Source organism: Bradyrhizobium sp. USDA 4506 (assembly GCF_054058795.1).
Genome location: NZ_JBSSBM010000002.1, coordinates 6,223,195 through 6,248,662, shown reverse-complemented (window position 1 = coordinate 6,248,662; position 25,468 = coordinate 6,223,195). Strand labels below are relative to the sequence as shown.

The window sequence follows — 25,468 nt, the reverse complement described above, 5'->3', positions numbered from 1 at the left end:
TCATGCTTGCGATGATCGGCAAGCGGCTGCTGTTCGCGATCCCGTCGCTGATCGGGGTCGTGATTGTGACGTTCCTTTTGACGCGCGCGCTGCCGGGCGATCCCGCGGCGTATTTTGCCGGCCCCGCGGCCACCAAGGAGGCGGTCGACCAGATCCGGAAGAAGCTCGGCTTCGACAAGCCGCTGATCGAGCAGTTCGTGCGCTACACCACCGATCTCGCCCACGGCGATCTCGGCTCATCGCTGACCACGGGCCAGCCGGTGGCAGCCGAACTGCGCAGCCGCCTGCCGGCGTCGGCCGAGCTCACTCTGCTCGGCCTTGTCGTCTCCATCGTGATCGCGATCCCGCTCGGCGTGCTGGCGGCGACGCGGCCGGGCTCCTGGATCGACCATCTCTGCCGCGTCACCACCACGGCCGGCGTGTCGCTGCCGGTGTTCTTCACCGGGCTCGTGCTGGTCTATCTGTTCTATTTCCGGCTCGGCTGGTCGCCGGCGCCGCTCGGGCGGCTCGACGTGTTCACTAGCGCGCCGCCGACGGTCACCGGCTTCTATCTCATCGACGGGCTGATCGCGCGAGACTTCGAGGCGTTTCGTTCCGCGCTCAGCCAATTGATCCTGCCGGCGGTGACGCTCGCGATCTTCTCGCTGGCGCCGATCGCGCGGATGACGCGCGCCTCGATGCTGGCGGTGCTGGCGTCCGACTTCGTCCGCACCGCGCGCGCCAGCGGCCTGTCGCCCGGCAAGGTGATCGTCACCTACGCCTTCCGCAACGCGATGCTGCCGGTCATCACCACGCTCAGCATGGTGTTCTCGTTCCTGCTGGGCGCCAATGTGCTGGTGGAAAAGGTGTTCGCCTGGCCCGGCATCGGCTCCTACGCGGTCGAGGCGCTGATCGCGTCCGACTTCGCGCCGGTGCAGGGCTTCGTGCTGACCATGGCGGTCATGTACGTGCTGCTCAATCTGGTGATCGACATCCTCTACGGCGTGATCGATCCCCGCGTCAGGCTGGAGGGCTAGTGTTGTGTTTTCGACAGTCCATTCCGTCATTCCGGGGCGCGACGAAGTCGCGAACCGGGAATCCAGAGATTGTGGATCGAGATTCCGGGTTCTCGCTTCGCGAGCCCCGGAATGACACTTGGTGAATCATATGTCAGAGACACAACACTAGCGCCATGAGCACCGTAGCTCCAACCGTCGAACCCGCAGGGCCCGCCCGCACGTCGGGGCTTGCCGCGGCGTTGGAACAGACCCGCTACGTCTTGAGCGAAAACAAGGTCACCGGCTTCGCCTTCGCGCTGCTGGTGCTGATCCTGTTTGCCGCGTTGTTCGGGCCCTACGTGGTGCCGTACGACCCGCTCGCCTCCGACACCGCGGCAGCATTGAAGCCGCCGTCCGCCGCGCACTGGTTCGGCACCGACCAGCTCGGCCGCGACATCTTCAGCCGCGTCATCGTGGCGACACGGCTCGACACCTTCATCGCGGTCGCCTCCGTGGTGCTGGTGTTCCTGATGGGCGGGCTGGCCGGCATCGCCGCCGGCTATTTCGGCGGCTGGACAGACCGCATCGTCGGCCGCATCGCCGACACCATCATGGCGTTTCCGCTGTTCGTGCTGGCGATGGGCATCGTCGCGGCGCTCGGCAACACCGTGCAGAACATCATCATCGCGACCGCGATCGTGAACTTCCCGCTCTACGCCCGCGTCGCACGCGCGGAGGCCAACGTCCGCCGCAATGCCGGCTTCGTGCAGGCGGCGCGGCTGTCCGGCAACGGCGAGTACCGCATTCTGCTCGGGCACATCCTGCCCAACATCATGCCGATCATGATCGTGCAGATGTCGCTGACCATGGGCTATGCGATCCTCAACGCCGCGGGCCTGTCCTTCATCGGGCTCGGCGTCCGGCCGCCGACCGCGGAGTGGGGCATCATGGTCGCCGAGGGCGCAGGCTTCATGGTGTCGGGCGAGTGGTGGATCGCGCTGTTCCCGGGCCTGGCGCTGATGATCGCGGTGTTCTGCTTCAACCTGCTCGGCGACGGCCTGCGCGACATCGTCGACCCGCAGCGGAGGACGTGATGATGTGGACCTGGCTAACGCATGCGCGCTTTCTTCGCCTCTCCCCGCGTGCGGGGAGAGGCCGGGCCGCGTTAGCGGACCGGGTGAGGGGGGCTCTCCGCGCACTCCTCAGCCAGTTGTACGTGCCGATAGATGCCCCTCACCCCAACCCTCTCCCCGCAAGAGCGGGGCGAGGGGGCGCACTGGACAGGCGGAGAACATGATGCCTGTCCCGGTCCGGTGCCGTGCTACCGCTCCGCTCCTTTGCATGGGGTTGTTTTGCGGATTTTTGGATGACGCACCCTGTGAGGAGAGGTGCGCATGACCGCCCAGCCGCTGCTCGACGTCAGCGACCTCACGGTCGAGTTCACCACCCGCCGCGGCATCGTCAAGGCGGTGCAGCACGTCAACATATCGGTCGGCAAGGGTGAGACTGTCGGCATCGTCGGCGAGTCCGGCTCCGGCAAGTCGGTAACCTCCTATGCCGTGATGCGCATCCTCGATCGCGCCGGCCGGATCGCCGAGGGCTCGGTGATGTTCTCCGGCATCGACGTCAAGTCTGCCTCGGAGAGCCAGATGCGCGATCTGCGCGGCCGCGAAGTCTCGATGATCTTCCAGAATCCGCGCGCGGCGCTCAATCCGATCCGCAAGGTCGGGCACCAGATCGAGGACGTGCTGCGCCAGCATGTGCAGCAGGCGCAGGTCACTGATCGCGGCGAGAAGGCGATCGAGGCGCTGGAGCAGGTCAAGATCGCGCGCGCACGCGAGCGCTATCATGCCTATCCGTTCGAGCTGTCCGGCGGCATGTGCCAGCGCGTCGTCATCGCGCTGGCGCTGGCCTGCAATCCGCAGCTTCTGATCGCCGACGAGCCGACCACCGGGCTCGACGTCACCACCCAGAAGGCAGTGATGGACCTGATCGTCGAGCTGACCCGGCGCCGGGCGATGTCGACGATCCTGATCACGCATGATCTCGGCCTCGCCGCCGCCTATTGCGACCGCGTCGTGGTGATGGAGAAGGGCCGCGTGGTCGAGACCGCCGTCTCGGCCGACATTTTCGCCGCGCCCCGGCATGCCTACACCCGGAAGCTGATGCGCGCGACGCCGCGGCTCGGGGTGTCGCTCCGGGATCTGTTGCCGGAGGAGGATTCGCTTGCCTCTCCCCGCGTGCGGGGAGAGGCCGACACGCTCGGGAGCGCACTCGCGCGCCAGAGCGTGGCGGGTGAGGGGGACCCTCCACGGGCCGTGCCTGCGGATGCGGCCCCTCACCCCGACCCTCTCCCCGTAAAGAACGGGGAGAGGGGGCGGATGGAGCCCCTCCTATCAGTCGAAAAGCTCGTCAAGGAATACCCGCGCCAGGGCGCGGGCGGGATGCTGGCAAAGTTGTTCGGGCGCAAGCCGCCGGTCGAGGAGGACATCTTCCGCGCGGTCGACGGCATCAGTTTCTCGATCGACCATGGCGAGAGCGTCGGGCTGGTCGGCGAATCCGGCTGCGGCAAGTCGACGACGTCGATGATGGTGATGCGGCTGCTGGACCAGACCTCCGGCCGCATCATGTTCGATGGCCAGGACATCGGCGGCATCGCGCCGCAGTCCTTCGCGCGGCTGCCTCGGCGTAGCCAGATCCAGATGGTGTTCCAGGATCCGACCGACAGCCTCAATCCGCGCTTCACCGCGGCGCGCGCCATCGCGGATCCGATCATGCAGCTCGGCGACATCCGCGGGCGCGACGCGCTCCGCACCCGCTGCGAGGAGCTCGCGCGGCTGGTCGGCCTGCCGGTCAATCTGTTGGACCGCTTCCCGCACCAGCTCTCCGGCGGCCAGAAGGCCCGCGTCGGCATCGCACGCGCCATCGCGCTGCACCCGAAGCTCGTCATCCTCGACGAGCCGACCGCGGCACTTGATGTCTCGGTGCAGGCGGTGGTGCTCAATTTGCTGCAGGACCTCAAGCAGTCGATGGGCATGAGCTATTTGTTCGTGTCGCACGACCTCAATGTCGTGCGCCTGCTGTGCGATCGCGTCATCGTGATGCGCGCCGGTCGCATCGTGGAGCAGGGCACATCCGAACACGTCTTGGGCAATCCGCAGGATGCCTATACAAGGGAGCTGCTGACGGCGATCCCGCATCCGCCGCTGCCGGTGTCTTGACGCATGATCCGGAAAAGTGGGGGCCGGTTTTCCTCGCGACAAACGCGGAATGCGTTTGCGCGGAGATCATGCGCAAAATCGTTATTGGAGCGAAATGACCGATCATCTCGACGACTATATGAACGCCGTCGCCCGCGCGATGGCGTTGCCGCTGGAGGACGCCTGGCGTCCGGCGGTGCGCGCCAATCTCGACGTCTCGCTGCGGCTGGCGCGGCTGGTCGATGACTTCCCGCTGCCGGACGACGTCGTGTCGGCCGCCGTCTATTCGACTTGAGATCAGCGATGTCCGAAACTCCCGCTTCCATGTCGGCCGCCGAGATCGCGCAGGCGGTATCGAGCCGCAAGATCACGGCTCTTGCCGCGACCGAGGCTGCGCTGGCGCGGATCGCAGCGCATGACAAGGTCCTCAATGCCTTCACCGACGTCACCGCCGATCGCGCGCGTGCCGGGGCCAGCGCGGTCGATGCCGCGATCGCCGCCGGTCAACCGGTCGGCCCGCTCGCCGGCGTCCCCTTCGCGGTCAAGAACCTCTTCGACGTGCAGGGTCTTCCGACCCGCGCCGGCTCGAAGATCAACCGCGACCTGCCGCCGTCGTCGCGCGACGCGACGCTGATCGAGCGGATGGAGGCGGCTGGTGCGGTGCTGGTCGGCGCGCTCAACATGGGCGAATACGCCTACGACTTCACCGGCGAGAATGTGCATGACGGCCCGTCGCGCAACCCGCATGATCCGGCGCGGATGACCGGCGGCTCCTCCGGCGGCTCGGGCAGCGCCGTCGGCGGCGCGCTGGTGCCGATCGCGCTCGGCTCCGATACCAACGGCTCGATCCGCGTGCCGTCGTCATTCTGCGGCACGTTCGGTTTGAAGCCGACCTACGGCCGGCTGTCGCGCGCGCGGTCCTATCCGTTCGTCGCCAGCCTCGATCATCTCGGCCCGCTGGCGCGCAGCGTGAAGGACCTCGCGCTCGCCTACGACGCCATGCAGGGACCAGACGCCGATGATCCGGCCTGCATCGTGCAGTCGGTCGAGCCGACCGTGCCGTTGCTTGCCAACGATATTGGCGGGCTGCGGGTTGCGATCGCCGGCGGCTATTTCCAGCGGAACCTGTTTCCGGAGGCGGCAGAGGCGGTCGCGCGCGTCGCGAAGGCGCTCGGTGCCGCGCGGATCGTGGAGCTTCCCGAAGCTGCGCGCGCTCGCGCCGCGGCCTACATCATCACCACGACCGAGGGTGCCGCGCTGCATCTCGATCGCCTGCGCAAGCGTCCCAACGATTTCGATCCGGCGGTGCGCGACCGTCTCATTGCGGGCGCGATGATCCCGGCGGTCTATGTCGACAAGGCGCAGAAATTCCGCCGCTGGTACCGCGCGAGGGTGCTGGAGCTGTTCCAGTCGGTCGACGTGATCCTGGCGCCGGCGACGCCGTGCACCGCGCCGAAGATCGGTCAGGCCAGTTTCACGCTCGACGGCGTCGAGCTTCCGGTGCGCGCCAATATCGGCATCCACACCCAGCCGATCTCCTTCATCGGCCTGCCGGTGGTCGCCGTGCCGGTGCCGCTTGAACCGATGCCGATCGGCGTGCAGATCATCGCGGCGCCCTGGCGCGAGGACGTCGCGCTGCGGGTCGCCTACGCGCTGGAACAGATGGGCGTTGTGGCCGCGCCGGCGCCGAGAGGACTCTGATATGGAAATCGATCTTCCTGATGTGGTCGCCGAGGTCACGGCGCAGTTTGAGCGCTACGAGAAGGCGCTGGTCTCGAACGACGTCGCGGTGCTCGACGAGCTGTTCCGCGACGACCGCCGCACGCTGCGTTACGGCATTGGCGAGAACCTCTATGGTTATGCCGAGATCATGGCGTTTCGCGCCGGGCGCTCGCCGGTCGGGCTGATGCGCAAGATCGAGCGGACCGTGATCACGACCTATGGCCGTGACACCGCGATCGCCTCGACGCTGTTCTACCGGGACAGCGCGCCGGGTAGAGTGGGGCGGCAGATGCAGACGTGGATTCGTTTCCCCGAGGGCTGGAGAATCGTCGCCGCCCATGTCAGCGTCATCGACGAACCCAAGGGTGCTTGAAGGGCGCTTCAGGATGAGCCTGGAAGATCTGCCGCAGGGCGCAGAATCCGAGATGACGGTGCGCCGCATCGATCGGCCGTCGTCGCTGGTCGACAAGGTCACCCGTGCCGAAGAGCTGCGGCTGCAACTCGCCGACGAGATCGTGCGCGGCACGCTGCCGCCGGGCGCTGGGCTCGATGAGACCGACCTTGCGCGGCGCTTCAACGTCTCGCGCACCCCGGTGCGCGAAGCGCTGCGGCAGCTTGCCGCCAGCGGCCTGATCGATGCCCGCGCGCATCGCGGCGCCGTGGTGGCGCGGCCCTCGCTTGAACGGCTCACCGGCATGTTCGAGGCGATGGCCGAGCTGGAAGCGATCTGCGCCGGCCTTGCCGCCGAGCGGATGACGGCGGCGGAGCGCCATGCGCTGGAAGCGATCCACGAGGAATTGCGGGTGCTGAGCTATACCGGCAATCCCGAGCGCTTCCACGAGGTCAATGAGCGCTTCCACAACTCGATCTATGCCGGGTCGCAGAACGCCTATATCGCCGAGATCACCTTGGCGACGCGGGTGCGCGTGCAGCCGTTCCGCCGCGCCCAGTTCCGCAACCTGGGGCGTTTGGCAAAGTCCCACGCCGAGCACGACCGCGTCGTCGTCGCCATCATGCGCGGCGACAAGACAGGCGCCGCCGCGGCGATGCGCGCCCATATCGAGCAGGTGCGCGGGGAATACGAGACCTACGCGGTGTCGGTGTAGCTTCTTCTTACCTCGTCCCCAGAGAGCGGGCGAGGGAGCGCACTTCCGCTGCAGCTACGCTTTCGCTCTCTCCGCCATGAACGCGCGCCAGCCGCCATAGGATGAAATATCCTTCGCGCCCTGGATCGCGGCGGGTTCGACGATGAAGCCCTTGGCCTGCCGGCCGTCGGCGAGCCTGATCGTACCGATCGACAGCGGCGGCGGGATCGCGGCGACGAATGTTCCGAACGCTGCCGGTGACATCGCCCACAGTTCGAGCTTGATCGATGCGCCGGCACCGGCCTCGATGCGCAGCATGCCGGGCTTCGGCGGCGTGGTGTCGAGTGCGTAGAGCCTGTAGTCCGGTGCGGTGACCGCCTCTTCCAGCAGGTGCGCATCGAGCGTCGTCAGCTCGTGGTTCAGTGCCATGCCGGAGAGGTGTGCGCCGACCACCGCGATCGTGATGTCGTCGGAGCCGGCCTGCGTCGGTGTGGCGGTGAGCGGCGGCTGCGGAAGTGAATTGGCGCCGAGGGTAAGTCCGGTGTCGGCGTGAAACACGCGGCCGATGCCGGCAAGCTCGGCGTCGCGGCCGGCGGGGGCGAGCAGCGTGATGCCGAACGGCGCGCCGTCGGGCCGCATCGCGGCCGGCAGCGCCAGGCCGCACATATCGAGCAGGTTGACGAAATTGGTGTAGGTGCCGAGCCGCGAGTTCAGCTCGATCGGATTGGCGAGCACGTCAGCGGTGGAATAGACGGTCGGGGCGGTCGGCAGCACGATAGCATCGAGTTGCGCAAGGCTGCGCTCGGCGACGCGGCGCAACGCCTCGAGGCGATACAGCGCAGAAAAAGTGTCCGCGGCAGTTGGACGCGATCCGCCGACGGTGATCTCGCGCGTCACCGGATGGACCGCCTCGGGCGACGACGCCAGCAGGTCGCGGATCACGAGATAGCGTTCCGCCACCCACGGGCCCTCATAGAGCAGCCGCGCGGTCTCGTAGAACGGTGCGAGGTCGAACGCGACGAGATCGGCGCCAAGCGCCTGCCAGCGCTTGCACGCCTCGCCATAGGCCTTCTCGGCCTCATGATCGCCGAAGAATTTCAGCTGGCCGGTTTGGGGAATGCCGAGCTTCAGCTTCGCCGGAAAGCTTGCCAGCGGGGCCAGCGGTCGGTCGCGCGAGTACGGATCGGCGTCATCCGGCCCGGACATGACGGCGAGCGCGGCCAGCGCGTCGTCGACGGTGAGCGAGAAGATCGAGACGCAGTCGAGCGTGCGGCAGGCCGGCACGACGCCGGTGGTCGAGATCAGCCCGAGGCTCGGCTTGAGCCCGACGATGTTGTTGAGCATCGCCGGGACGCGGCCGCTGCCCGCGGTGTCGGTGCCAAGCGACAGCGGCACCAGGCCAGCGGATACCGCGACGGCGGAGCCCGAGCTCGATCCGCCCGGCACCAGATCGCCGCGCACCGGGTTCCTGGGAATGCCGTAGGGGCGAGCGCAGGCCGACCAGGCCGGTGGCGAACTGGTCGAGATTGGTCTTGCCGATGATGACGGCGCCGGCCGCGCGCAGTTTCGCGACCACGGTGGAATCCTGCTCAGGCAGATAGGAGAACGCCGGGCAGGCGGCGGTGGTCGGCAGGCCCGCGACGTCGATATTGTCCTTCACCGCGACCGGCACGCCGTAAAGCGGCAACGTCGGATCGGCGAGCCGCTCGGCCTCGGCAAGCGCATCCTTCTCGTCGCGCAGGCTGATGAAGATGGCGGGGTCGTTGTGCTCGCGGATGCGCTGGTAGCTGCGCGCCACGGTTTGGGCCGGCGTCATGGTCCCGGCGCGGTGCGCGGCGACGATCGCGGCGACAGTTTCAGTCACGTGCTTGGCCTCATCTCGTGAGCGGGAGGCGTCGGATGCCATCCGCAAGGGAATTGCAGCCTGGTCGAAGCAAGCAATGTGCCATTGTGTACAATTCACCCGCGTCCGTTGCGAGGCGGATTATTGCACAATATCAGTTGCTTGAAACGCTCGTCGGGAGCGAGCGCAGGCTGGCCTGAGAGCCTGTCTGCCCAATTTAGAGGCAAATCTGGTCAGGCCGAAGTCTCGTCGCGAGGTCAGGTGAAGCAGGCAAGGATCTGCAGCAGCTGTTCGCGATTTTCCTTGCCGATCTTCTCGGCGACATGCCGCTCATGCTCGGCGGCGAGCCGCTTGAACTGCGCCAGCGCGGTCTTGCCGCGCGCGGTCAGATGCAGCGCATGGGAGCGGCGGTCGGTCGCGGAGGGGACGCGGCTGACGAATTCGCGGTCTTCCAGGCTGTCGAGCAGATGCACCAGCCGCGCGCGCTCGATCCCGAGCCGCTTTGCCACCGCCATCTGGCTGAGGCCAGGATTGGCCCCGATCACGGTCATCACCGAATACTGGGTTGGACGGATATCGACCGTCGCCAGCGTCTTGATGAAGTCCTGAAAGATCCAGAGCTGGAAGCGCCGCACCGCATAGCCGGCGTGACCGACCAGCGCGTCGAGGCCGATGTCGTCGCCGGCCGCCCCGCCATTTGCTCCATGCGACCGGGGGCGGCGGATTGCCGCTGCCGTTCCTGCCGCCTTGCGCGATGTCTTTTGCTGGCCTGCCATGAGCCCAGGCTAGCGTGCCCAAGGCGAGAGGGAAAGATTGTTGTTGACGACAACAATTGATGTCCGCAACATTATGACCAAAGAGCCCGGCCGGGACCGCGGCGCCGCACCATGTTGCGGCGCGATCCCGATAAGACACGGGTGACAAGACTTGGGTGACAAGACTTGGGCGAGGAGGAAACCATGACGATGGCCGCCGCCGGCGGAGACAATCCGAGCAGCCTGTTCGCGACGCCCGCGATCGTTGCGGTCAGCCGCAACGACGGCAGCATCCTGGTCCGCTCCACCACGCCGCTGAAGCAGGGCGCCCGCTGTGTCGGCGACTGGCTGGAGCATTGGGCGCGGCAGGCGCCGGATCGCATCTTTCTCGGCGAGCGCGCCAATGCCGATGCGCCCTGGAGCACCGTCAGCTATCGCGACGCGCTCGGCATCGTGCGGCGGGCCGCATCGTGGGTGCTAGCGCAAGGGCTGAGCACGGAACGTCCGCTCGTCATCCTCTCCGACAACGGCATCGATCACGCGTTGTTCGCGCTCGCCGCGCAGCATGTCGGCGTGCCCTCGGCCGCGATCTCGCCGGCCTATTCCTTGATGTCGAAAGACTTCGACAAGCTGAAGAGCATGATCGAGCTGCTCGACCCCGGCGCGATCTACGTAGCAAGCACAAGGCCGTTCGCGGCGGCGCTTGCCGCAATCAAGCCGCTGCATCGCGCAACCATCGTCAGCGGCAATCCGGACGACGCCGACGCATTGTCGTTCCGTACCGTCGCTGCCACGCCGGAAGCGCCCGGGGTCGCCAAGGCGTTCGCGGCGGTGACGGCGGACACGATCGCAAAATTCCTGTTCACCTCGGGCTCGACGGGCACGCCGAAGGCCGTGATCAACACCCAGCGCATGCTGACCTCGAGCCAGCAAGCCAAGGCGCAGACCTGGACGTTCCTGGAGCAAGCGGGCGAGGAACTGGTGATCCTGGACTGGCTGCCGTGGAGCCACACGTTCGGCGCCAACCACAACTTCAACCTGGTGCTGCGCAACGGCGGCACGCTCTATATCGACGGCGGCAAGCCGGCGCCCGGGCTGTTCGCGACCTCGCTGGCCAACCTGCGCAGCGTGGTGCCGACGGTCTATTTCAACGTGCCGCGCGGCTTCGACATGCTGATCGCGGCGCTGCGCACCGACGACGAACTGCGCAGAAAATTCTTCGAGGGCACCAAATTCGCCTTCTATGCCGGCGCGGCGCTGCCGCAGAATCTGTGGGACGCGTTGGAGGAATTGTCGCTGCGGACGGTCGGTCGCCGGCTGCCGATGGTGTCGGCCTGGGGCTCGACCGAGACCTCGCCGCTGGCGACCGATTGCCACTTCCTGGCCAAACGCTCCGGCAATATCGGCGTGCCGATCCCCGGCACCGAACTCAAGCTGGTGCCGTCGGGCGACAAGCTGGAGGTGCGCGTGCGCGGGCCCAACGTCACGCCGGGCTACTGGAAGGCGCCCGAGCTCACCGCTGAGGCCTTCGATGACGAGGGCTTCTACAAGATCGGCGACGCCGTCACCTTCGCCGATTCCGCACGGCCCGATCTCGGCCTGTTCTTCGACGGCCGCGTGGCGGAGGATTTCAAGCTCAATTCCGGCACCTGGGTCAGCGTCGGCACCTTGCGCGTCGCCGGCATCGCGGCGCTGGCGCCGCTCGCGCAGGACATCGTCGTCACCGGCCACGGCCGCGACGAGGTGCGCTTCCTGGTGTTTCCGAACCTCGCCGCCTGCCGTTCGTTGGCAGGGCTGCCCGAGAGCACCGATGCGCGGGAGGTGATCGGCCATCCGGCGGTCCGTTCCGCGATCGGGCGGGGGCTGGCGACGCTGAAGGCGCAAGGCGGCCATTCCTCCGGCCATGCCACCCGCGCGCTGCTGCTGGCCGAGCCTGCCTCGGTCGACGGCGGGGAGATCACCGACAAGGGCTACATCAACCAGCGCGCCGTGCTGACGCGCCGCGCCGCAGCAGTGGCGGTATTGGAGGACGATGCGTCGGGTGAGGCGATCGTCTGCGCGGGCTTGTGAGCGATTTGTGCTTCTGACGCGCGAGCAGCGCGCCGCGTACACTGCCGTCGTCCCTGCGGAAGCATGGACCCATATTCCGCTGCCGATATTGTGAACAAAGTTCGTCGTTCCGCCGACATGCGATAATCAGCATTTGTGGTTATGGGTCCCGGCTCGGAGGCCGGGACGACACCGCGTTTGTGGCACGGATCATCCAAGTTTCAGCCGTCCAACCCGCCAGGTCCCCGCTGCTTCCACTTGCCGCGCTGCACGTGGCTGCCTTTTTAGTTGCCAGAGCAACTAAGCTGTGCGAGTTTCCGCACCCATAGGGACAGGGCCCGGTCAACGGCCACGCGTTTGGGAGGAGAATGTTGCGCAGCACGGCGCGAACGGCACGCATGGAAGATCGGGCGAATACCGTGGGGGCGCAGCGCGCCGCCCGTGGCCTGGCTTCGCCTTCAGGTCGTGCTTTGCCCGGTCACGGCGCCGAGATTCTCGTGCAGCCGGCGCAGCAGCTCGATCAGCACCTCGCGCTCGTCCTTCTTCAGGCAGGCCAGCAGCCGCCGCTCGCGCTCCAGCGCCGCGACGATGACCTTGTCGTGGACGGCGCGGCCGCGCGCGGTCAGCGTGATCGAATGGGTGCGGCCGTCGTCCGGCGCGGTACGGATGGTCAGCAGGCCGCGCTTCTGCAGTGCCGCGAGGTTGCGGCTGACCGGCCCCTTGTCGAAGCCGATCACCTGGCATATCCGGGAGGCGGGAATGCCGGGCTCGATCGCCAGTTGCGAAATAATCCGCCACTCGGTGACGTTGACGCCGAAATTCTTCTGGTAAAACGCGGTGGCGCTGTTCGACAGCTTGTTGCCGATGAAGGTGATGAACGCCGGCACATAGCGATCAAGGTCCAGCAGCGGGCCGTCACTGGCGTCTGCGGGATCGGCCGGTCTCGGCCGGCGGGGCTTTCGGGGGAGGGGCTGGCTGCTCATCTCTCAAATCATCGCTGCGAAACTGTCCGGGAGCAATAGATATGCGGCCCGTGTTGACAAGATCAAACCTCGGGAGGTCCCGATGACTGCAACAGAAGCTGCGTCCGTCCCGCATCTCGACGTCGATCCGTTCGCGCTCGAGTTCTTCGCCGATCCATTCCCGACCCACGAGCGGCTGCGCGAGGCCGGGCCGGTGGTCTATCTCGACAAGTGGAATGTCTATGGCGTGGCGCGCTACGCCGAGGTCCATGCGGTGCTGAACGACCCCGCGACCTTCTGCTCCAGCCGCGGCGTCGGCCTCAGCGACTTTTCCAGGGAGAAGCCGTGGCGGCCGGCGAGCCTGATCCTGGAGGCCGACCCGCCCGCCCATACCCGGACCCGCGCCGTGCTGAGCACGGTGTTGTCGGCGACCGTGATGAAGCAGCTTCGCGGGCAATTTGCCGCCGCCGCGGAGGCCCGCCTCGATGCGCTGCTGGAGAAGCGCAGGTTCGACGCGATCGCGGACCTTGCGGAAGCCTATCCGTTGTCGATCTTCCCGGATGCACTCGGCCTGAGGCCGGAGGGCCGCGAGCATCTGCTGCCCTACGCCAGTCTGGTGTTCAATGCCTTCGGCCCGCCGAACGAGCTCCGCAAGGAGGCGATCGAGCGCTCGGCGCCGCATCAGGCCTATGTTGCCGAGCAATGCCAGCGCGACAATCTCACCCCGGGCGGCATCGGCGCCTGCATTCACGCCCATGTCGATACCGGAGCCATTACCGCGACCGAAGCGCCGCTGCTGGTGCGCTCGCTGCTGTCGGCCGGTCTCGACACGACCGTCAACGGCATCGGCGCCGCCGTCTACTGCCTCGCCCGCTTCCCCGACCAGTTCCAGAGGTTGCGCGGCGATCCGACGCTGGCGCGCAACGCCTTCGAGGAAGCCGTGCGGTTCGAAAGTCCGGTCCAGACTTTCTTCCGCACCACGACGCGCGACGTCGGGCTCAGTGGGGCCAGCATTCCTGAAGGCGAGAAGGTGCTGATGTTCCTGGCTGCGGCCAATCGTGATCCGCGCCGCTGGGAGCAGCCCGACAGCTACGACATCACCCGTCGTACGTCGGGCCACGTCGGCTACGGTTCGGGCATCCATATGTGTGTCGGCCAGCTCGTCGCCCGTCTCGAAGGCGAGGTGATGATGGCGGCGCTGGCGCGTCGTGTCGCCAGGATCGACATATCAGGCGAGCCGAAGCGCCTTTTCAACAACACGCTGCGCGGGCTCAGCAGCCTGCCGGTCGAGATCACGCCGGCCTGACGAAACATCGGAGCTGGCTGAGGAGCGAGGCAAGGGAGGAGACTATGAGGGGCTTCGGGGTTGGGCGATCTAGGATTGGACTCGCGCTGGCATTGGCCTGCGTCGCGGGCAGCGCACGCGCGGAGATTTCCGGCGACGTGGTCCGCGTCGGCGTGCTCAACGACATTTCCGGCATCTTCCAGGACACCAACGGCATGGGTTCGGTGGAAGCCGCGCGCATGGCCGCGGAAGATTTTGGCGGTGGCGGCAAGGGCATCAAGGTCGAGATCGTCTATGCCGATCACCAGAACAAGGCCGACGTGGGATCTGCGATCGCGCGCAAATGGCTCGATGTCGAAGGCGTCGATGCCATCGTCGACGTGCCGAACTCGGCGGTCGGGCTCGCTATCAACACCATCCTGCGCGATTCAAGGATGACGTTCCTGGCGTCGTCGACCGCGAGCTCCGATCTCACCGGTAAGGCCTGCTCGCCGAACACCATTCAATGGGTCAACGACGCCTGGGCCACCGGCAACACCACCGCGGCCGCGATGATGCAGCGTGGCGGCAAGGACTGGTACTTTGTGACCGTCGACTATGCGCTCGGCAAAGGCATTGAGGCCGAGGCGACGAACTACATCGAGAAGCACGGCGGCAAGGTGTTGGGCTCGAGCAAGCATCCGCTCGGCACCTCGGACTTCGCCTCCTTCCTGCTCCAGGCGCAGAGCTCGAAAGCAAAAGTGATCGGGCTCGCCAATGCCGGCGGCGACACCATCAACGCGGTGAAGCAGGCGGCCGAGTTCGGCATCCAGCAGGGCGGCCAGACCATGGTGGCGTTCCTGCTGTTCGTGAACGACATCCACGGCATGGGCCTGAAGGTCGCGCAGGGCCTGCAGCTGCTGGAAGCCTTCTACTGGGACATGAACGACGACACCCGCGCGTTCGCAAAGCGCTTCGCCGCGCGTCCCGGCATGAACGGCAAGATGCCGAGCGGCAACCAGGCCGGCGTCTATGCCTCGACGCTCGCCTACCTCAACGCAGTCGCCGCCACCGGCAGCGACGACGCCAAGGCGGTGGTGCCGCAGATGAAGACCTTCAAGGGCAAGGACAGACTGTTCGGCGACACCACGATCCGCCAGGACGGCCGCGTCATCCATCCGATGTATCTGTTCGAGGTGAAGAAGCCGGAGGAGTCGAAGTACCCCTACGACTATTACAAGCTGATCGCGACCATCCCGGCCGACCAGGCGTTCCGCCCGCTGGCCGATGGCGGCTGCTCACTGGTGAAGTGAGGTTGCTGCCGCGAATGCTGCTGCGCCCCCTCTCCCCTTGTGGGAGAGGGCTGGGGTGAGGGGTATCTCTCCACGCGGCGTACGGACCGGAGAGACCGCAACCCCTCACCCGGATCGCATTGCGCTTCGCTTCATGCGTTCCGGCCTCTCCCACAAGGGGAGAGGCCGACTAAGTTTGTGGCGCGCTGTTGGCGACTAACTACGCAGCCTTCGCCGCTCCGTCACCGGCCTTCACCCGCCCCAGCATCTCGGCCGCTGTCATGACATGCGCGGTGGAGAATGCGAGGATCGTCAGCGTGGCGCGGTGTACTTCCTCGGCGGACAGCGCGCCCTGACCGACATCCGGATAGTCGAACGTGCCGGTCGCGTCCGACAGGAAGACGACCTTGTAATTGTGGAACATGGCGTCGCGCGCGGTGGCGTGGCAGCAGTTCTCGGTCGTGGTCCCCGAGATGATCACCGTGGTGATGCCCCATTCGCGCAGGATGAGGTCGAGATCGGTGGCGAAGAACGCGCTGTAGCGGTGCTTCTTGATGACGTGCTCGCCGGGGGCGGGCGCGAGGTCGTTGAAGATCTCGACGCCATCGGTGCCGTCGACCAGCGACGACCGGTCGGCGATCGGCGAATAGAGATCGTCATAGAGCCCCATGTCGCTGCCGTCGCGGCGATGCACATGCGCGGTGTAAATGACGCGGATGCCCTTGTCGCGGCAGGCCTTCAGGGTCTGCGCCAGCCGCGGCACCATGGCAGCGGCCTGGGCCGAACGCAGCTTGGCGCCCTCGGCGACGAAATCGTTCTGCATGTCGACCACGATCATGACGGTTCGCGCCGGATCGATGGTTTCGCATTGGTAGCCCATATGGTGCCTCCTCTCCTGGTGGGAGATATTTTCTACACCGGCTGCGGCGGCCGTTCTTGGCTGCGCCGGCCAGTCGCTGGTCTCTGCTTGCCAGAAGGGAGGGCTGGACGCAGAATGTCCCGCTGCCGGGTTGGGCGGGAGCAAGGTCCGATGCAGACCCCAGATCACACAGTCGTCGCGCAAACGCTTGTCGCGCCGGGTGACAGTTTCGACCGCTGGCATCACGTCACCTGCCGCGAATTCTCGCTGACCGAATGCCGCCGCGTCGCCGACGAGGCGTTCCAGGCGTCGATCTCGATTCGCCATCTCGGCCCGCTTGCCATCAACGACATCTGGTCGTCGACGCCGGCCGCCGACCGCATCCGGGTGATGCGCAGCGCGAGCGACGTCCGCAGGGATCCGCGCGACTATTTCATGCTGTGGCTCACGCTGCGCGGCGAGGTCAGCTTCGCCCAGGGCGGCCGCGACGTGCACATGCGCCGGGGCGATCTGATGCTGCATGACCAGGCGCAGCCGTTCACGCTCGAATTCGCCCCGAGCGCGCGCGCGATCATGGTGTCGATCCCGCGGCCGCTGCTGCTCGCGCGCCTGCCGGATGCGCAGCGCCTGACGGCGCGGCGGGTCGGCAACGCGTCGAAAGTGGGAGCGCTGGCGGGATCGCTGATCCGCCGGCTGACGCGGCTCGACGACGCGGCCGGACCCGCGGCGATACGGCTTGGCGCGGCAGCGCTCGATATTTTCGCAACCACGCTGCAGACCGAGCTGACGGACGACGGGCTCCAGCGCGGCGACGAAAGGCTGGCGCGGGTCAAGGCCTACATGCTGGCCAATCTCGACGATCCCGGGCTCGATCTCGATGCGATCGCCACGGCACAGAACATGGCGCCGCGCACGCTCAATCGCCTGTTCGCGCGCGAAGGCACGACGCCGATCCGCTGGCTGTGGCAGCAGCGCCTTGCCGGCGCCTATCAGGCGCTGGCCGAACGGCGCTTCAGCCATGTCACCGATGTCGCGCTGAGCTTCGGCTTCAGCGACGTCTCGCATTTCAGCCGCGCCTTCAAGGCCGCCTTCGGCCGCTCGCCGCATCAGGTGATGGGGTGAGAATGCGTACAGCGCTGAGAGGCTAATACAGATTGTTATCCGTCATCCTGAGGTGCGAGCCTTGCGGCGCAATTGCGGCGCTGGGCGAGCCTCGAAGGATGTACGGCCACTAGCGGGGCCGTCGATCCTTCGAGACGCGCGTGCCGCGCTCCTCCAGCGACAAAGGCGGAGCCTTTGCGCGGGGATGACGGATAACGGGATAGCGCAGCGCCGAGTCACCTACTGCGCGACCTTGCTGCTGCCTTGTGTGATCAGCCGTGCGGCGCGCTGGTCGCGGGTGTGGATCCAGAGCCAGTTCATCGCCACCGCAATCCGATGCCGCACGCCGATCAGGAAGTAGATGTGGGCGAGGCCCCAAATCCACCATGCCAGAGAGCCGCGCAGCTTGAGCCAGCCGAAATCGATCACCGCCTTCTTCTTGCCGATCTGGGCGAGGCTGCCGGCATGCTTGTAGCGGAACGGCGGCAGTGTCTTGCCGTCGAGCCGGGCCTTGATCAGTGCGGCGACGTAGCGCCCCTCCTGCTTGGCGGCCGGCGCGATGCCCGGCACCGGATTGCCGTCGGGATCCTTGATCGTGACGGTGTCGCCGACGGCGAAGACATCGGGATGGCCCGGCACGGTGAGATCCGGCTCGACCTGCAGCCGATGGGCGCGATCGGCCGGCGCGTTCAGCCACTCGGCGGCGCGCGAGGCGCGCACGCCGGCGGCCCAGACGATGGTACGCGCCTCCAGCCTCTTGCCGCCGAACACCACGCCGTCGGCCGAGCATTCGGTGACCGGCTCGCCCAGCATCACCTCGACGCCGAGTTTTTCCAGCGACGCCTGCGCGTAGGCCGAGAGATCGTCGGGAAATCCTGCCAGCACGCGCGGGCCGGCCTCGATCAGCACCACGCGCGCCTTGCGCGTGTCGATGTGACGGAAGTCTTGCGGCAGCGTGTCCTTGGCGAGGTCGGCGATGGTGCCGGCCATCTCGACGCCGGTCGGCCCGGCGCCGATGATGACGAAGGTCAGCAGCGCAGCGCGCTTGTCCGGATCGGTCTCGCGCTCGGCGCGCTCGAAGGCGACCAGGATACGCCGCCGCAGCGTTGTCGCGTCCTCCAGCGTCTTCAGGCCCGGTGCGAACGGCTCCCATTCGTCATGGCCGAAATAGGCGTGGCGGGCGCCGGTGGCGAGGACCAGCGTGTCGTAGGGAATGCTGCCGCCGTCGTCGAGCTGCACCTGCTTCGCCGCGGCGTCGATGCCGCAGACATTGGCGAACAGCGTCGTCACCTCGGGCCGGTCGCGCAAGAGATAGCGGATCGGCCAGGCGATCTCGCTGGTGGCAAGCGAAGCGGTCGCGACCTGATAGAGCAGCGGCTGGAACAGATGGTGGTTGCGGCGGTCGATCAGCGTGATCTCGACCGGCGCCCCTCTGAGACCGAAAGCGGCTTCCAGGCCGCCGAAGCCGGCGCCGACGATCACCACGCGATGAGGTTTGGCCGGCGCTTGCGTCATCTGATGTCGCTCCCGGTTTCGAACGGCTTCGTCGTTTGATTATGTATTCATTCGCAGCCCCATTCCAACACGAAATGCCCGATCGCCCGATAGCAAAACCCAATCGCCGCAAGCCTCACGCATCCTGCGGCGCGGCCGCGGCGACGGCCCGCCGCCGCATCGGCAGGAACAGTCCCGCGACCGCGCCGGCGAATGACAGCGTTGCGGCAAGGCTCATCGCCGACGCGAATCCGTTTGTGAAATGACCGGATGAATCGGCCGCACCGTTGGCGGAGAAGCTCGCCACCAGCGCCGCGATACCGAACATGCCGCCGAGGAAGCGGCCCATGTTGAAGACGCCCGACGCCTTGCCCATCTCGCTGACGGCGACCGCACCCAGCACCGCGTTCTGCGCGGCCGGCATCGCCATCGACACGCCGACGCCGGCGAGCACCAGCGGCGCGACCAGCGCCGAATAGGGCACTGCGGGGCTCACGATCTCGCTGATCCAGCCGAGCCCGATCGCCTGCATCAAGAGGCCGGTGACGACCAGCGTGCGCTCGCCGAACCGGTTGACCGCGGCGCCGGCGATCGGCGCGGCGACGAACAGCGTCGCCGTCCACGGCAGCAGACGAAGCCCGGCGCCGAAGGCGTCGAAGCCGAGCGCGATCTGCAGGAACTGCGGCAGCAGGAACAGCACGCCATACATCGCGGCGTAGAACAGCACGCTTGCGGCCATGCCCGACGCAAACGGCCGTGCCGCGAACAGCCGCATCGGCACCATCGGGCTTGTGGCGCGCAGCTCCCACAGCACGAACAGCGCCGCCAGCGCGACGCCGGCGATCAGCGCGCCCGTCACTTCCGCGCTGGCCCAGCCGACGCCGTTGCCGCGCAGCAGGCCCCAGACCAGCGCCAGCGCCGCGAGCGCGACCAGCGTGAGTCCGGCGATGTCGAGCGGCGCTGGCGCCCCGAAGCTTTCGCGCAGGCGGGCGATCACGAGGGCGATCGCGACCAGGCCGATCGGCAAATTGATCCAGAAGATCCAGCGCCAGCCGAGATGTTCGGTGATGAAGCCGCCGATCGCGGGACCTATGATCAGCGCGCATCCGGTGATGCCGCTGAAAATGCCGAGCGCGCGGGCGCGCTCCTCCCGGCCGAACGCGCCGCTCAGGATCGCCATCGCCAGCGGCATCACCAGCGCCGCGCCCGCGCCCTGCAGGGCGCGGGCGGCGATCAGGGCCGCGGCGTTGCCGGCCAGCGCGCAGGCCGCCGACGCCACGACGAACAGGCCGATCCCGGCCGCGAACATCCTGCGCCGCCCGAACCGGTCGCCGAGCGCCGCGCCGGTCAGGAGCAGCACCGCGAAGGTCAGGTTGAAGGCGTTGACGGTCCATTGCAGCGTCTCCACGGCGCTTCCGAAATCGGCGCGGATGGTGGCGAAGGCCGTGGTCATGATCATGGCGTCGAGCGCCATCATGAAGGATGCCAGCGCGGTGAGGCCGAGCACCCAGCGCTGTTCGGCGCGCTCTCGAGGGGTCTGCATGGTCGTTTCTCCGTTGCCGCGCCGCGAGATTGCGGCGCGCTTCGCCGGCAAGGACGAACCGGAACGGGCAAAGGATGCGGCCGAAGTTTGTTTTTGCCGGACCGCATCCTTTGGCGGTTCGCAAACGTCCTTGGGTCTGACGCGGCCGGTTCGGGCCGCAGAACCAGGCCAAGGAGGCTGCGATGAGACGGACCCTGATCAGGTACAAGGCGAAGCCGGAGATGGCGGAGAAGAATGCAGCGCTGGTGTCGGCCGTGTTCGCCGAGCTGAAGGCGGCGAGGCCCGACGGCGTGCGCTATCTGACCCTGCGGCTGGAGGACGATACCTTCATCCACATGGTCGAGACCACGGCCGAGGACGGCTCGAGCCCGTTCCCGAAACTGGCCGCGTTCCAGGCGTTCCAGGACGGCATCCGCGATCGTTGCGCCGAGCCGCCGCTGGTTCGCAGTGCGGTGATTGTCGGGAATTATCGTATGCTGGATGAGCCGTGAACCGGCGGGCAGTGCACCGATCTGGCGGAGCCATCATGACGTCACCACACCAAGCGCCGGCCGCGACCGACGTCGACACGCTGTTGGCGGCGATGCGGCCGAGGCTGCATCGCTACTGCGCCCGCATGGTCGGATCCGTCATCGACGGCGAGGATGTGCTGCAGGACGCGCTGATCAAGGCGGTGGAAGCCTTCGGGTCCGCCGCGCCGATCCAGAATCCGCAAGCCTGGCTGTTCCGGATCGCGCACAACACCGCGCTCGATTTCCTCAGGCGGCGCAACCGCCAGGAAGCGCTCCACGCGCCGGAGGAGGTGGACATGATGGCCGGAGAGCTCGATGATTTGGGCCGCCGCGAGATCGCCGCGACCAGCCTGCGCACCTTCATGCGCTTGCCGGTGGCGCAGCGTTCCAGCGTGATCCTGATGGACGTGCTCGGCTGCTCGCTGCAGGAGATCTGCGGCATCATGGATTTCAGCCTGCCCGCGGTGAAGGCCGCGCTGCACCGTGGACGCACGCAGCTGCGCGAGTTTGCCAGCGAGCCGGACGACGCGCCGCGGCCCGGCCTGTCGCCGGCCGATCGCGTCAGGCTCAACGCCTATGTCAGCCATTTCAACGCCCGTGACTTCGACGCCATCCGCGCCATGATCGCCGATGACATCAGGCTCGAGCTCGTCAACCGCACGCGGCTGAACGGCAAGGCCGAGGTGTCGCGCTACTTCGGCAATTATTCGAAGATCGACGACTGGCACCTGGTGACCGGACAGGTCGAGGGACGCCCCGCGATCCTGGTGTTCGACCCGAACGCACAGGGCGCGCCGCCGCGATCGTTCATGCTGCTCGACTGGTCGGCCGACAAGGTCGCGACGATCAGGGATTTCCGCCACGCGTCCTATGCGATCGACGGCGCCGAATGGGCGGTGGACAAGGGGTGATCGGCTTTCGCCCCAGCCTTTGGCTCAGTGATCGCGCCACAAACTCCGCGTCGTCCCGGACAAGCCAACGGGTCGGCGCGAAGCGCCGCCCGATGACAGGCTCCGCGCGATCCGGGACCCATAACCACCAATGGGAATCGTCTTGGTCGCTGGGGCCCCAGCGCTCTTCAACAATCTGATCCTGTGGTTATGGGTCCCTGCTTTCGCACTAGGGGATGCACACATTTCTGAGGCTCCATCCGAGAGCGACGGCGCGGAAGTAATCGAGACCGTTTTTGAAGGTGATGGGGCCTGGTAGCTTGGAGGACGGATAGCCGTCCCATCCTCCAATGCGGCCGATAATCCAGGCCGCCCAGGCAAGACGATCGGAGGGATGCGGGTTCTTCAGTCGTCTGTTCCTGGCTTCAAGCTGCTGATTGAGGGCGGTCAGCGCATCGATCTCGCTGTGATTGAAGGCAACGTGAAGCGACTGCTGGCTCCCGTTGCGCGCTTGCAGGAGCTGGATGGTGATGATCGCGGCCTTGGCAGCGATGGCAACCAATTTGAGAAGCCGGCCGGCGGTGCCGATCTGGCTATCCTCGAGCTTGAAGCCCTGCGTCTTGAGGACGCGGAAGAACTGCTCGATGATCCAGCGCTGCTTGTACCAGGCGACAATGCGCCAGGCATCGTCTGAACTGGTGACCTCGTGAGAGGTGAGAAGACGCCAGTGCAACGGCTCGACGTTGGGATCGGCATTGATCTCGCGGACGTCAACGATGGCCAGATGCAGGCTTTTCGGCAAATGGCGCAGGAACTTGCTTTGCGGCCGGGCCAGCTCGATTGCGCCGAAGCGAAGTTCGAGGTCCATCGGACGTGCAGGCCGCCCCGCACGCGCAGGCAACTCGATGATGCGACGCTCTACCGCCGTCATGGCGTCGATCGCCGCATACAAACCCGTCGTGTCGGCCAGCTTGCGATCATGCATGCTGCGGGCGATCACGCGGTAGTCTTGCTCGGCTGCGCTGGCATAAAGAGCAAAGATGTCGCTCTCGCGGTCACCAAGCAGGGTCACCATTGCAGCACCGGTAAGCAGCGGCTTGACCGCAAGGGCGGTGGCAATCCAGCGCTGCGATTCCTTGTCCGACAGGTCGCGGCTGTCATGCGAGACGCTCCGAGGGCCTTCACGCGTCCACACCTCGCCGCTCAAAAGTCCCAGGCAGGTGCCATTGTCCGCATCCACCGCCAGCATCGGGTGCAGCAGCACGCCGTGGTGATTGCCCTTGCCGATCTCCCCGAGCCCGCGCCGGCGTTGCGGCGTGGTGTTGAAGTGGATCTCGCTGGTGTCCTGGATCGCCAAAACATGGCGGCCTGTAACCGCCGCAGCCGTGCTTTCGCTCCAGCTTTCGATGATGCGCTCCTTCGTCACCTTGGAGTTACCGAGAAAGCGGTTGAACCGCACCTCCAGCGCGCGGTCTCCCTTGGAAAGCCGCCGAAGGCATACATCCTTGCCCGCGACCATGCGTCCGATGAGCGCCGCCCCCCTTTATCGAGACGACCATCCTCGAACCGGCCCAACGTCCAGTCAATCCGCGACAACATGCTGGCACCTCCGCCCAAGCCGAAGTGCCGTAATAGAAGTCACCGAGACCCCCGATTCTGGAATCCCCAATCTCTGATCCGAGTCAATCCGTCGCACCAGATGTGTGCATCCCCTAGTGCTTTCGCAGGGACGACGGCTGCTACCGCGTCTTGCCGCCGAACTCGCCGTTGGCGATCCGCGCGACGCGGCTGCCGCCTGCGGCCGGCGTATTGCGTCTTTCAAACAGACCATCGCCGGTCTCGCGCGGCGATGGCGGGGCTTCTTCGTAATAGCCGCCGCTCCGCCAGACCAGCAGGACGATGTTCATTGCGCCATTGACGGCGGCGCCGACCACCGTTTCGGTGTGCTGATAGGTCAGCGCATATTCGGGAAATCGTCCGGCAATGGCCCTGTCGAGCACGAGGAGGGCGATCCATGCCGCCATCACGCAGACCGGATCCCAGCCCATGTCGCGCACCCGCATCGATTGCAGCATGAAGCAGATGACGAGCATGCCGTAGAAGGCAATGACCAGCACGGGGTTGCTCGATGCCTGTGCCAGCAGCACGTCCATACTGCCGCTCGCCGGTGCGTTGCCGGTGACGCCGTAGACCAGCATCATAAAGCCGAGGCCCACCACGAAGGTGCAGAAGAAGAAAGCCAGTCGGCCCATCCGGGCATTGAAGCCGAAGATGTAATTCAGCATGTGACGCACCCCTTTGGCGGCAGCGTCGGCCAGGGATGCTTTCCGGACCATGAAGCCCGCAGGCGCTTGCCGGCCTGTGGTTTCCGGGTGCTTTACCGGATCGTTAAAGCCTGCTGCAGTGCGGGCGTGGGTCGTTGCGGGAGGCCGGTGCCTGCGACAATCGTTGCCCACGCAACCGGCATTATATTTCTTGCCATGGTCGATTTAGACGAATTATGATGCAAGGTGCTGGGGTATGCGCCGAAGGTTCTAAGTGAGCGCCGTCGGTTCGTGCTTGCTGCAGACTTGCGATATCGCGCACAAAATACGTCACAGAACGACGCGCGCAAAAGCGTGACCCCCGGGCCCTCGTGATCGAGCCTCGTGGGATCTTTGGTTGAGGAGGGGAGTGAATATGAAAAAGGCATTTTGGCTGGCAGGCGCCATGGCTCTGGCGCTGGCGCAGCCCGCGATGGCGGCTGACAGCGTCAAGATCGGCTTCGTTTCGACCTTCAGCGGTCCGACCGCCGTGATCGGCAACGACATGCGCAATTCCTTCGAGCTCGCGCTCGACCATCTCGGCCGCAAGATCGACGGCAAGCCGGTCGAGGTGATCTACGAGGACGACCAGCAGAAGCCGGATGTCGGCAAGCAGAAGACCGAGAAGCTGGTGCAGTCCGACAAGGTCGACTTCATCGTCGGCTACATCTGGTCGAACGTGCTGCTGGCGTCGCTGAAGACCGCGGTCGATTCCAAGACCTTCCTGATCTCGGCCAATGCCGGTCCGTCGCAGCTCGCCGGCGAACTGTGCTCGCCTTACGTGTTCTCGACCTCCTGGCAGAATGACCAGACCCCGCAAGCGGTCGGCACCTACATGAACCAGAAGGGCGTCAAGTCGGTGTTCCTGATCGGCCCGAACTACGCCGCGGGCAAGGACATGCTGGCCGGCGTCAAGAGCACGTTCAAGGGCCAGGTCGTCGGCGAGGAATATACGGTGTGGCCGAGCCAGCTCGACTTCTCCGCCGAGCTCACCAAGGCGAAGAACTCCAAGGCCGAGTCGATCTTCGTGTTCTATCCGGGCGCGGCCGGCGTGCAGTTCCTGAACCAGTATGCGCAGGCCGGTATCAAGCAGCAGATTCCGCTCTACACCGCCTTCACCATCGACGAATTGTCGCTGCCGTTGCAGAAGGACAATGCGCTCGGCGTTCCCGGCGCGCAGCAATGGGTCAACGACCTGCCCAACGAGGAGAACAAGAAGTTCGTCGCCGACTACCGCAAGAAGTATCCGGGCCTGCGGCCGACCTTCTACGGCGCCCAGTCCTACGACGCTGCCAACCTGATCAACAGCGCCGTGGTCGCGGTGAAGGGCGACCTGACGAAGAAGGACGCGATGAAGGCCGAGATGGAGAAGGTGAACTTCAAATCGGTGCGCGGTCCGTTCAAGTACGGCAACAACCACATTCCGATCCAGAACTTCTATCTGCAGGACGTGGTCAAGGACGCCGAGGGCCAGCTCTCGCTAAAGACGGTCGCGACCATCGTCAAGGACGACCAGGATCGCTTCCACGACAAGTGTCCGATGAAGTGATTGTCGGGCGTCTTTTTGGCGCGCGGCTTGCTTCTCTTTACCTCGCCCCGCTCTTGCGGGGAGAGATC

Annotated in this window: 21 protein-coding genes and 1 pseudogene; 14 read left to right on the top strand and 8 right to left on the bottom strand. The window is 66.3% G+C overall.

Going from position 1 to position 25,468, the window contains the following annotated elements:
- Positions 1-2: 2 nt before the first annotated feature.
- The 7 genes from ACVIHF_RS31665 to ACVIHF_RS31635 all read left to right on the top strand — a co-directional run bounded on the left by ACVIHF_RS31665 (position 3) and on the right by ACVIHF_RS31635 (position 7,005).
- Positions 3-1,016, top strand: coding sequence for an ABC transporter permease (locus tag ACVIHF_RS31665; protein ID WP_456793086.1), 1,014 nt, complete (start codon positions 3-5; stop codon positions 1,014-1,016).
- Between the two features lie 155 nt (positions 1,017-1,171).
- The gene (locus ACVIHF_RS31660) at positions 1,172-2,071 is read left to right on the top strand and encodes an ABC transporter permease (RefSeq protein WP_057019486.1); all 900 of its coding nucleotides are present in this window, start codon (positions 1,172-1,174) and stop codon (positions 2,069-2,071) included.
- A 300-nt stretch (positions 2,072-2,371) separates the two neighbouring features.
- Entirely contained in the window at positions 2,372-4,198 is a 1,827-nt protein-coding gene (locus tag ACVIHF_RS31655) for a dipeptide ABC transporter ATP-binding protein (protein WP_456793085.1), read from the top strand.
- A 94-nt stretch (positions 4,199-4,292) separates the two neighbouring features.
- Positions 4,293-4,472 (top strand): DUF4089 domain-containing protein, encoded by a 180-nt coding sequence (locus ACVIHF_RS31650; protein WP_018269566.1) that lies wholly within the window; start codon positions 4,293-4,295, stop codon positions 4,470-4,472.
- Positions 4,473-4,480: 8 nt separating this feature from the next.
- A complete protein-coding gene (locus tag ACVIHF_RS31645; protein ID WP_456793084.1) occupies positions 4,481-5,878 on the top strand; it encodes an AtzE family amidohydrolase in 1,398 nt (465 codons plus the stop codon).
- Position 5,879: 1 nt separating this feature from the next.
- Positions 5,880-6,272 (top strand): oxalurate catabolism protein HpxZ, encoded by a 393-nt coding sequence (hpxZ, locus tag ACVIHF_RS31640; protein WP_310882356.1) that lies wholly within the window; start codon positions 5,880-5,882, stop codon positions 6,270-6,272.
- A 13-nt stretch (positions 6,273-6,285) separates the two neighbouring features.
- The gene (locus ACVIHF_RS31635) at positions 6,286-7,005 is read left to right on the top strand and encodes a GntR family transcriptional regulator (RefSeq protein WP_456793083.1); all 720 of its coding nucleotides are present in this window, start codon (positions 6,286-6,288) and stop codon (positions 7,003-7,005) included.
- Positions 7,006-7,059: 54 nt separating this feature from the next.
- On the opposite strand, the pseudogene atzF reads toward ACVIHF_RS31635, so the two are convergent.
- Both atzF and ACVIHF_RS31625 read right to left on the bottom strand, forming a co-directional pair.
- Positions 7,060-8,848: pseudogene (atzF, locus tag ACVIHF_RS31630) on the bottom strand (allophanate hydrolase).
- A gap of 236 nt (positions 8,849-9,084) precedes the next feature.
- Positions 9,085-9,603, bottom strand: a complete 519-nt coding sequence (locus ACVIHF_RS31625; RefSeq protein WP_456793082.1) for a MarR family winged helix-turn-helix transcriptional regulator — start codon at positions 9,601-9,603, stop codon at positions 9,085-9,087.
- A gap of 183 nt (positions 9,604-9,786) precedes the next feature.
- Here ACVIHF_RS31625 and ACVIHF_RS31620 point away from each other — a divergent pair, with 183 nt between their 5' ends.
- Entirely contained in the window at positions 9,787-11,652 is a 1,866-nt protein-coding gene (locus ACVIHF_RS31620; RefSeq protein WP_456793081.1) for a feruloyl-CoA synthase, read from the top strand.
- 437 nt (positions 11,653-12,089) lie between these two features.
- On the opposite strand, the gene ACVIHF_RS31615 is transcribed toward ACVIHF_RS31620, so the two are convergent.
- Positions 12,090-12,614 carry a MarR family winged helix-turn-helix transcriptional regulator gene (locus ACVIHF_RS31615; protein ID WP_076831045.1) on the bottom strand — a complete coding sequence of 175 codons (525 nt, stop codon included), beginning with the start codon at positions 12,612-12,614 and terminating at the stop codon, positions 12,090-12,092.
- Positions 12,615-12,696: 82 nt separating this feature from the next.
- Between ACVIHF_RS31615 and ACVIHF_RS31610 the strand changes: the two genes are divergently transcribed.
- Both ACVIHF_RS31610 and ACVIHF_RS31605 read left to right on the top strand, forming a co-directional pair.
- Positions 12,697-13,899, top strand: coding sequence for a cytochrome P450 (locus ACVIHF_RS31610; protein WP_456793080.1), 1,203 nt, complete (start codon positions 12,697-12,699; stop codon positions 13,897-13,899).
- A 44-nt stretch (positions 13,900-13,943) separates the two neighbouring features.
- The gene (locus ACVIHF_RS31605) at positions 13,944-15,170 is read left to right on the top strand and encodes an ABC transporter substrate-binding protein (protein ID WP_456793079.1); all 1,227 of its coding nucleotides are present in this window, start codon (positions 13,944-13,946) and stop codon (positions 15,168-15,170) included.
- 199 nt (positions 15,171-15,369) lie between these two features.
- On the opposite strand, the gene ACVIHF_RS31600 is transcribed toward ACVIHF_RS31605, so the two are convergent.
- On the bottom strand, positions 15,370-16,029 hold the full coding sequence (locus tag ACVIHF_RS31600) for an isochorismatase family protein (RefSeq protein WP_456793078.1): 660 nt from the start codon (positions 16,027-16,029) through the stop codon (positions 15,370-15,372).
- Positions 16,030-16,179: 150 nt separating this feature from the next.
- Between ACVIHF_RS31600 and ACVIHF_RS31595 the strand changes: the two genes are divergently transcribed.
- Positions 16,180-17,130 carry an AraC-like ligand-binding domain-containing protein gene (locus tag ACVIHF_RS31595; protein ID WP_310882351.1) on the top strand — a complete coding sequence of 317 codons (951 nt, stop codon included), beginning with the start codon at positions 16,180-16,182 and terminating at the stop codon, positions 17,128-17,130.
- Positions 17,131-17,349: 219 nt separating this feature from the next.
- On the opposite strand, the gene ACVIHF_RS31590 is transcribed toward ACVIHF_RS31595, so the two are convergent.
- Positions 17,350-18,624, bottom strand: a complete 1,275-nt coding sequence (locus ACVIHF_RS31590) for an NAD(P)/FAD-dependent oxidoreductase (RefSeq protein ID WP_310882350.1) — start codon at positions 18,622-18,624, stop codon at positions 17,350-17,352.
- A 115-nt stretch (positions 18,625-18,739) separates the two neighbouring features.
- Entirely contained in the window at positions 18,740-20,146 is a 1,407-nt protein-coding gene (locus ACVIHF_RS31585; RefSeq protein WP_456793077.1) for a DHA2 family efflux MFS transporter permease subunit, read from the bottom strand.
- Positions 20,147-20,328: 182 nt separating this feature from the next.
- On the opposite strand from ACVIHF_RS31585, the gene ACVIHF_RS31580 reads away from it, so the two are divergent.
- Together ACVIHF_RS31580 and ACVIHF_RS31575 are read left to right on the top strand one after the other, a co-directional pair.
- Positions 20,329-20,637, top strand: a complete 309-nt coding sequence (locus ACVIHF_RS31580; protein WP_456793076.1) for a hypothetical protein — start codon at positions 20,329-20,331, stop codon at positions 20,635-20,637.
- A 35-nt stretch (positions 20,638-20,672) separates the two neighbouring features.
- The gene (locus tag ACVIHF_RS31575; protein ID WP_310882348.1) at positions 20,673-21,569 is read left to right on the top strand and encodes a sigma-70 family RNA polymerase sigma factor; all 897 of its coding nucleotides are present in this window, start codon (positions 20,673-20,675) and stop codon (positions 21,567-21,569) included.
- Positions 21,570-21,777: 208 nt separating this feature from the next.
- On the opposite strand, the gene ACVIHF_RS31570 is transcribed toward ACVIHF_RS31575, so the two are convergent.
- Positions 21,778-23,067 carry an IS4 family transposase gene (locus ACVIHF_RS31570; RefSeq protein ID WP_456793075.1) on the bottom strand — a complete coding sequence of 430 codons (1,290 nt, stop codon included), beginning with the start codon at positions 23,065-23,067 and terminating at the stop codon, positions 21,778-21,780.
- Positions 23,068-23,287: 220 nt separating this feature from the next.
- On the bottom strand, positions 23,288-24,004 hold the full coding sequence (locus ACVIHF_RS31565) for a DUF805 domain-containing protein (protein WP_456793074.1): 717 nt from the start codon (positions 24,002-24,004) through the stop codon (positions 23,288-23,290).
- A gap of 223 nt (positions 24,005-24,227) precedes the next feature.
- Here ACVIHF_RS31565 and ACVIHF_RS31560 point away from each other — a divergent pair, with 223 nt between their 5' ends.
- Positions 24,228-25,400, top strand: a complete 1,173-nt coding sequence (locus ACVIHF_RS31560) for an ABC transporter substrate-binding protein (protein WP_050386773.1) — start codon at positions 24,228-24,230, stop codon at positions 25,398-25,400.
- The last annotated feature ends 68 nt before the right edge of the window (positions 25,401-25,468 follow it).